The organism is Caldovatus sediminis (assembly GCF_014644455.1).
GTDB lineage: Bacteria > Pseudomonadota > Alphaproteobacteria > Acetobacterales > Acetobacteraceae > Caldovatus > Caldovatus sediminis.
The window spans coordinates 35,647-43,390 of the sequence record NZ_BMKS01000023.1; the positions used below are offsets into that span (position 1 = coordinate 35,647).

At 72.6% G+C, this 7,744-nt stretch carries 9 protein-coding genes and 1 tRNA gene; 5 read left to right on the forward strand and 5 right to left on the reverse strand.

Translation table 11 applies throughout. From position 1 onward, the window contains the following. Positions 1-4: 4 nt before the first annotated feature. The 4 genes from IEX99_RS21115 to IEX99_RS21130 all read left to right on the forward strand — a co-directional run bounded on the left by IEX99_RS21115 (position 5) and on the right by IEX99_RS21130 (position 2,255). Positions 5-601 (forward strand): Maf family protein, encoded by a 597-nt coding sequence (locus tag IEX99_RS21115; protein WP_188904006.1) that lies wholly within the window; start codon positions 5-7, stop codon positions 599-601. After that, the gene (locus IEX99_RS21120) at positions 598-1,842 is read left to right on the forward strand and encodes a ribonuclease E/G (RefSeq protein WP_188904008.1); all 1,245 of its coding nucleotides are present in this window, start codon (positions 598-600) and stop codon (positions 1,840-1,842) included. Before IEX99_RS21115 ends, IEX99_RS21120 begins: the two co-directional genes overlap by 4 nt. Then, positions 1,829-2,050 (forward strand): DNA gyrase inhibitor YacG, encoded by a 222-nt coding sequence (locus IEX99_RS21125; protein ID WP_188904010.1) that lies wholly within the window; start codon positions 1,829-1,831, stop codon positions 2,048-2,050. The genes IEX99_RS21120 and IEX99_RS21125 overlap by 14 nt, the downstream gene beginning before the upstream one ends. A 129-nt stretch (positions 2,051-2,179) precedes the next feature. Continuing rightward, positions 2,180-2,255 (forward strand) — tRNA-Phe (locus IEX99_RS21130). Positions 2,256-2,568: 313 nt separating this feature from the next. Here the strand turns inward: IEX99_RS21130 and IEX99_RS21135 are convergent. Further along, a complete protein-coding gene (locus tag IEX99_RS21135) occupies positions 2,569-2,829 on the reverse strand; it encodes a hypothetical protein (protein ID WP_188904012.1) in 261 nt (86 codons plus the stop codon). 320 nt (positions 2,830-3,149) lie between these two features. Between IEX99_RS21135 and IEX99_RS21140 the strand changes: the two genes are divergently transcribed. Beyond that, positions 3,150-3,812, forward strand: a complete 663-nt coding sequence (locus tag IEX99_RS21140) for a hypothetical protein (protein WP_188904014.1) — start codon at positions 3,150-3,152, stop codon at positions 3,810-3,812. A 19-nt stretch (positions 3,813-3,831) separates the two neighbouring features. Here IEX99_RS21140 and IEX99_RS21145 read toward each other — a convergent pair whose 3' ends face one another. From IEX99_RS21145 to IEX99_RS21160, 4 genes are all read right to left on the reverse strand, one after another. Then, the gene (locus IEX99_RS21145; protein ID WP_188904016.1) at positions 3,832-4,191 is read right to left on the reverse strand and encodes a hypothetical protein; all 360 of its coding nucleotides are present in this window, start codon (positions 4,189-4,191) and stop codon (positions 3,832-3,834) included. A 679-nt stretch (positions 4,192-4,870) separates the two neighbouring features. After that, positions 4,871-6,670: an AAA family ATPase gene (locus tag IEX99_RS21150; RefSeq protein ID WP_188904018.1), complete on the reverse strand. Its 1,800-nt coding sequence runs from the start codon at positions 6,668-6,670 to the stop codon at positions 4,871-4,873. Beyond that, positions 6,670-6,882 (reverse strand): hypothetical protein, encoded by a 213-nt coding sequence (locus IEX99_RS21155; RefSeq protein WP_188904020.1) that lies wholly within the window; start codon positions 6,880-6,882, stop codon positions 6,670-6,672. The genes IEX99_RS21150 and IEX99_RS21155 overlap by 1 nt, the downstream gene beginning before the upstream one ends. 204 nt (positions 6,883-7,086) lie before the next feature. Then, positions 7,087-7,632: a hypothetical protein gene (locus IEX99_RS21160; RefSeq protein WP_188904022.1), complete on the reverse strand. Its 546-nt coding sequence runs from the start codon at positions 7,630-7,632 to the stop codon at positions 7,087-7,089. Positions 7,633-7,744: the final 112 nt, after the last annotated feature.

The window sequence follows — 7,744 nt, forward strand, 5'->3', positions numbered from 1 at the left end:
GACGATGGGCGTCGAGGGCGGCCGCCGGCCGCCGCTGGTCCTGGCCTCGGCCAGTCCGCGCCGACGCGAGCTGCTCGCCCGCATCGGCATCATCCCCGACCGGATCGTCGAGACCGCGATCGACGAGACGCCGCGCAAGGGGGAGCTGCCGCGCCAGCTCGCCGCCCGCCTCGCCGCCGCCAAGGCCGAGGTCGCCGCGGCCGGCGCGCCCGAGGCCCTCGTGCTCGCCGCCGATACCGTCGTCGCCGCCGGTCGGCGCATCCTGCCCAAGGCCGAGACCGCGGAGCAGGCACGCGCCTGCCTCGCACTGCTCTCGGGCCGGCGGCACAACGTCTATACCGCGGTCGTGCTGGCCCTGCCGGACGGGCGGCGGCTGCGTCGCCTCGCCGACTCCATCGTCCTGTTCCAGCGCCTGACCGAGGCGCAGATCGAGGCCTACCTCGCCTCCGGCGAATGGCAGGGCAAGGCCGGGGGCTATGCCATCCAGGGCCGCGCCGAGGCGCATGTGCGCTTCCTCGCCGGCTCCTACTCCAACGTGGTCGGCCTGCCGCTCTACGAGACGGCGCAGCTCCTGCGCGGGATCGGCTGGCTGCGGCCATGAGCGGCGGCGCGCCCCGGCCCGGCGCCGGCCGCGCCGCCCTGATCCGCGTCAGCGTCGGGCCGGGCGAGCGGCGCATCGCGGTCCTCGACGCCGACGGCGAGACGCTGCTGGACTACGAAGTGGAACGGCCGGCGCGGCCCGAGGGCATCGGCGACCTGCACCGCGCCCGCGTCATCGCGCTCGCGCCGGCGATGGGCGGGGCCTTCGTGGCGCTCGCCGGCGGCGAGACCGGCTTCCTGCCGGCCGCGGAGGTGGCGGCGCCGTCCGGCCCCGAGTCCCGCCCGCCGCCGCTCAATCGCGTGCTGCGGGAGGGGCAGGCCCTGGCGGTGCGCGTCACCCGGGCCGCGCAGGGCGGCAAGGGGCCGCGCGTCACCGCGCGGCTCACCGAGGAGGAGGCGGCGCTGGCCGCCTCCGCGGCCGCCGCGGGAACCCCTGTTCCGGCGCTGCTCCGGCGTGCGCCGGAGGCGGCGCTGCGCCTCGCCCTCGCCCATCCGCAGGCGATGGTGGAGACCGACGGCGCCGCCCTCGCCGCCCGGCTGCGCGCCGCGATCGGCCCGGCGCGGGTGCGGCTGCTGCCCCATCCGGCCTTCGACGAGGCGCTCGAGGCGGAGGTCGAGACGCTCTCCGGCCCCGAGGTGCCGCTGCCCGGCGGCGGGCGGCTGCTGATCCACCCGACGCCGGCGCTGGTGGCGATGGACGTGGATGCCGGCCCCGCCGCCGGCGCGCGCGACCAGCGGGCGCAGGAGGCGCTGAACCGCGCCGCCCTGGAGGAGGCGGCGCGCCAGATCCGGCTGCGCCGCCTCGGCGGCGCGATCTTCCTCGACCTGGCGGGGCTCGCCGCGCGGCGCCGGAAGGGACGGATGCTGGAGCGGCTGCGCGCCGCGCTCGCGCCCGATCCGCTCGCCCGGCTGGTGGGCCTCACCGGCCTCGGCTTCGCCGAGATCGCGCGGACGCGGGTGCACGCGCCGCTGCACGAGGTGCTCGGCTGGCCCGAGCCTTCGCCGCTGACCCGGGGCCTCGCGGCGCTGCGGCGCGTGGTCCGCGAGGCGGCGGCGCGCCGCACCGGGCGGCCGCTCGCCTTGCGCGCGGCGCCGGCAGTGGCGGCGGCGCTGCGCGCCTGGCCGGAGGCGCTGGAGGAATGCGCCGCCGCGCTCGGCCAGGGCTTGGAACTGCGCGCCGATCCGACGATCTCCCCCGGCGCCGAGGCGATCGAGGAGGCGACTGGCGATGGGCGAGGCTGACGGTGGCGGGCCGGGACGGCCGGCGCGCCGGCCCGTCGAGCGTTGCCCGGTCTGCGGCCGGGCACCGGCCCCGCCCCACCGCCCTTTCTGCTCGGCCCGCTGCGCCCGGATCGATCTGGGGCGCTGGCTGACCGGGGCCTACGCGATTCCCACGGAGGAGGGCCCTCGGACGCCCGGCCGGGCCGAGGACGGCGAGCAGGAGAGGTGACGCGGGCGGCGGCCCCGGCGATGCGCCCCTCTCTGTCGTGCCACCGCCGACGCTGGACAGATCGTGCGGTCTCGGCTATTGCGCCCGCCTCTGCCGCGCATGGCGCGCCGCCGCGTCATGCGCCATCGGGCCCAGGTAGCTCAGTTGGTAGAGCATGCGACTGAAAATCGCAGTGTCGGTGGTTCGATTCCGCCCCTGGGCACCATTCCGTTTTTCCTCGGCGTTCCGGCGTTTCGACATCCTCTGATCCTCGCACGGTTCAGGGGTGTTTTCGTGTCGCGGACCTTCTGCGGACCCATGCGATCCCGAGGCCGCTCCGAAGCTGAACCCGACCGGCATTCTACCACGCCACGCGGCTGCTGGTGTGATGGCGTAATGGTGCGGCGCGATGCGGGGGGCGGGGTTGCATGGCCGCCGACTGGCGTCGGGTTCGGACCTGTATGGGGGCTGGAGTGAGGGCGTAACATGCAAAGGGCGCCCCGAAGGACGCCCCTGCACCACATGACTGCAAGCCGGCGTCAGCACCGCGCCATTAGATGCACCGGCAACCGCCGCAGCGCATCCACCTCCGCCCGCGATGCCTGGGCGATCCACTCGGCCTCGGGCACCGCATCCACGCCACGCTGGCCAAGCCTCCGGTCCATGGCTTCAAACCAACGCTCCATGAAGGTCGCGCAGGCATAATGCGGCGCCACGTCGCGCGCTGCGGCGGGTAGGGACTGACCGGTAAGCGCGGCCTCAATCTCATCAATCGAAACGTGCCAAGGTGCGGTAAGCATGAAAATGCTCCGGCTATGGCCCTCGGATCGATAGCAATCGAAGGCTCTGGGTTGTGGGGAATGGCGCAGCGTGGCGCCGAAAGAATTTGGCAGGATGTTGGGGTGTGTTGTCAATCTGCGACTTGGTATTGCGCGTGGGTATTCTTGCAGAGGTGAGGCGGTGCCGTTCGCTTCTTACCTGTATGGGTGCGAGGATTTGGGGTGGCCGGGGGGGGTGGGGGGTGGGACCACGCGATGGACCCTCCCCCCTGGTGCTGTTCCTTCCCACGTAGCGCGCGGGCAGATGTGGGAACACGGGAAATGCGGTATTGGGATACCGCATGAGAGGCCCACGCTGCACCGCCTGCTTCCATTCCAGGGTTGCCGAGATTGACGCCGCCCTGGCGTCCGGTGCTCCCCTGATCGCCACCGCCGCGAAGTTCGGCCTGTCCAAGAGCGCCCTGGCCCGCCACCGGACCCGGTGTTTGGCGCCCAAGCTGGCCGCCGCTGCGAAGATGGTCGCCCCAGCGTCCGCGATCCGTGCCGAGGTGCAGCGGGCAAAGGCCATCGCCTCCGGGCAGGCCGAGGCAGCACCAGCCGATGTGCTAACCCTGCAAGGGCTGGTGGGCCGCCTGGGGCGGCTGCTGGACCGGCTGGAAGGGGCGAGCGCCAGCGCCGCCGATGATGGCCTGCACGCCAGCTTGGCGGCCGTCAGCGGCCCGCTCATCAAGGCGGTGGAGACGGCGGCACGCTTGCAAGGGATCGGCGCGCAGGTGGACAAGCCTGCGGCGCCTACCTTCTCTATCACCTTCGACTTGAGCGGGGTGGAGGAACGCCAGCCGGCGCGGCCGGTCCCTGTCGCACAGCGCCCCGTAGGGTCCGTGGCGGACGCCATCCCGGAAGATGCTCAGGGGATCGAAGCGGGCGAGAGTGCCAGCGATGCCGGGCAGGCCGATGCAGGTCCGCTGCCGGTGCCAGGATTCGACTTCGCTATCCGAGCGTAGGGTCGCGCCCGCCCGGCTCCTACCTTCCTCGCCGGTCCTCAATGATTACGTTGGGCGCGCGCTCCAAAGTCGGCCGCCGCAGTTCGGGGTCGCCGGCGGCGAGGCAGCGGAAGCTCACCGAGGCCCTGGCGTTGTTCCAACTGGTGGCCGGGGCGGTCCCGATGTCCTGGACCAGGACTGCCCGGTGGAGAGAGGCGCAGTGGCGCTGCGCGGCCTCCAGCGCGGTCTGCTCGGCGGCGGCGGTCCCGCCCGCCAGGGGATGCGCCTCGGCGCTGGAGCGGTAGGTGTCGGGCCCAAGCTGGAGGACCCCGCTCGACCCGCCGCAGCCGCTGGCGAGCAGGAGGATCAGTGGGGCGCCGGCGAGGATGTTCCGCAGCAACGTCTTCCTCCGTGGTTGACCAATAGGTGAACAATAGCAACGTTCTGGAGGCGCACCAAGTCACGCGCACGAACAAGTCCGTCGCGAAGCTCATACTGGCCAGTGCGCCCCGGCCCTCACGGTAGCTACGGAACAACCGGTCCAGCGTTTCCTGCCATAGAGGAATGGGGGATGGCGGCAGGCCGGTCAGCTTGGCGCACATGGCCTGCCAGGCGAGGGCTTCGTTCCGCTCCGTCAAGCAAGGACCGCTGCCCCACAGATCGCCACCCTGCGCAGCCCGAGCCATACCTACTCGACCGTCAGCAGATGCCACTTGCATGGTGCGGATGATGGGTAGCTCCTTGAGGACGGAAACGGGAACGAGGGGGTTAGAGGCGGCGGTCATGGCGATAGGCTCCGATCAGCGGACGCGGTGGTTCGACGGATGGGGCAGGGGCCGGACCTTTGGGGACGCGGCGGCGCACGACGGGGAACACCGGCGGGCGCCGAACGGGCGAGGATGCGGAGGGCGGGGCAGACCGTTGCGCGCCTCAATGCCCGCCTCGCCTCAGTTCCCCCCATACCCCCTAGGGCGACTGAGGCGCGCCCCTGGGGGGCGGCCTCGCCGCCCGCCTCGGTCGCCTCAATGGGACTGAGGCGGACTGAGGCGACTGAGGCGCCTGCGGTTGGGGCGCGATGGTCATGCGACGAACGGTCCCGGCTGCGGATCGCCTGCCCAGGGCGTGACCACCCATCGGACAACGACCCCCTCGCGCCTGTTCGGGCCGCCGCCCCTGGTCTTCGGCACGACAACCTGCGTCGTCCCGATCCAGCCGCGCGCCAGCAGGTCGTCCACGATCCTCTTCGCATAACCCTCGCGCCTCGACGCGGGCGCGCCCGGCAGGTGCGGCGTCAGCGCCGCCGCCACATCGGGCAGGTAGAAGCGCGACTTGGCCTGGGGCTTCAGGCTGTAGTGGCACGTCCCGCCCTGCGCGCCCTTCGCCAGCGTCACGAGCGCCTCCCGCTGCATCTGCGGCGTGATGAAGCTGCCCGGCGCCTGAGGCACGAACGGCTCGGCGACGGCGACCCAATCCTGCTCGGGCCATTCGGGCGGCTCCGCGTTGTCCATCGGCACGCCGACGAGCCTGAACGAGAGCACCGTCCCGCCCGGCACGAGGTTGGCCTTCTGCGCGACCAAGTCGCGCATGTTGCCTTCGTCGCCCGGAGCAACACCGCGCCTCTCGCACTCCGACGGGGACGGCCTGACGACGGCGAATACGGCGCGGGCGGCGTTCGGGACCGCGACGGCGCCGAGGGTGCCTTCGGCCCCATCCCCGTTGGCGGCGGCGCCCTTCCGGGTGTGCGCGACGATGACGACGGCGCATTCAAGCTCGGCCGCGATCTGCTTCAGCGCGCGCATCAACTGATACATGAGGCCGTTGTCGTTGGCCCCGACGGGGACCAGCGCGCTCCACGGATCGAGCACGACGAGCTTCGCTCGGGTTTGGCGGATCAGTTGCCGCAGCCGCCCGATGTCCCGCAGCCGAAGGCGTTCGCGGCGTGTGGTCGGATCGACCTCCGTGAAGGCGAACTCGCCCAGGGCATCGGCGCCGCAGACATAGAGGTCGCCGGCCTGGTGCAGCGGGATCTTGAAGTGGGCCAGGCACGCCTCGCACCGCAGGCGAACTTCGCCGCTGTCGTCCTCGGCATTGACCATCAGCACCGGCATGGGCCGCACGAGAGGGACGCCGAAGATGGGCTTTCCGCTGGCGACCGCGACGCAGCCGGTTGTGGCGATGGTGGACTTCGCCAGTCCGCCAGGGGAGACGATCACCGAGACATGGCCGATGATCGCCACGCCGCCGAGCATTGTCTTGCGCTTGGTGCGCCTGGCGGGCCGCGCCGCGATGTGCAGGGCTGCGATGTCGAGCCGGGAGGAGGCATCTCCCGTATCTGGCGCGGCACCCCCCGCGCCGTCGCGCCACCCGTCCTCCCGCGCCATGGCGAAGATGGTCCCGAGGGTGGTGCACTCGCGTCCCTGATCCAGGCGCGCCTCGGTATCGCTCAGCAGGCGATCCCACTCGGCATCGTTCTCGGCGGCGGGGTAGGCCCCGTCGTAGGCGCCCGGCCGGTCCGACGCCTCGTGCATGAGCCGGCGCAGCTCGGGTTCCAGGTCAGGGAACAGGACCGCCTCGTGGGCCAGAGGCGCCACGCAGCGGTGGCGCCAGGTGTTTCGGTCCTTGAGCCGGGTCGGATCGGTCGCCAGCAGAGCGTCGCGCAGCCGCTCCAGGTCTGGCGCCCCTCGCAGCGCCGCGTTGGCCTTCCACGCGGGCACTGACCAGTTTTGCAGCCATTCCGGCAGGTCGCCCAGCTCCGGGAATATCTCAGCTGCGGAGGGTGCTTGCCCGGTGCCGGATGGGGACGGCCCGGCCGCCCCGGCCTGGATCTCCGCCGCCAGGGCGGCGAACGCCTCTGCGGCGGGCACGACGTCGCGCGGCATCACGCGCCGCCCTCCGTCAGCACATGGCCGGTCACGGTGAGGTAGCGTCCGGCGGTGTAGAGTTCGATACCGTCGCCGGTGACGGCCCTCGCCAGCGGCCGGGCAAGGCAGAAGATGCGGACCCCCTCGCCGCTCGGCGACCACTCGGCGTAACTGCCGAACGCGGCGACGATCTGCCGCGCCCCCACCTCGCGCTCGGGGCTCCCCGTCACGTCGTCCAGGTCCACGCCCGCCAGGACGAGCCCGGCGCTGTCCGGCTGCCGTCCAGGGCAAAGGTCGTGCGTTCGAATCGCGCCGGGGACGCCAAAATTTTCAAGGAGATAGCGGCGGCGCCGCCCCGAGCCGCAAAAAGCCTAGGTAGCAGATAGGTAGCAACCGGGCAGGATCGGTTCGTCCCCGCCGCCGGTCAGGCGGCGCTATCCTTCGCCCCTCTCCGCCAGAGCAGTCGCCGCGCGCAGCGCGCCCGCGACCCGGCTTCTCCCGTCCGCCCCGAAGAGGCTCGCCCAGTTCACCCCCGCCCGCCACGCCTCCGGGTGCGGCAAGAGGGGCTCGGGCGCGCCGGCGGCCCGCAACTGCTCGGCCGCCTCCGTCCCCATGAAGAGCAACGTCATATTCCCCAATCGCTCGGCCTCCGCGCGCCCGATGCCCACCTCGGCGGCGGCCAGCGCCACCGCGACCGGCACCTCGGCCAGCACCGCCGACACCGCCTCGGTCGCCGTCGCGAGGAAGATCGTCTCATCCCGCCACGCCGCCGCCGCCCGCCGCGTCGCCGCCGCCCGGCCGCCGTCGAGGGTGGCGAGAACCCAATCGAGGGCGGCCAGCAGCGGCACCCGCCCATCCGGCCCGACCGGCAAACCGGCCGCGAGCCACTGCGAGACGCGCCCGCGCGTGACCCCGAGCCGCGCGGCCAGCTCGGCCTTCGTGACCGTGATGTTCGCCGCCAGCGGCCGATAGTCCTGCATCCGGGGAGCAAATTTAGGCATGTTTTCCTCATTCGCCTAGCGATGCGCCGCGCCTCCGCCGACCGCATTTCGCGCCGGCCAGGAAGGACCCGAGGCGGCGGCGGCGGACCCC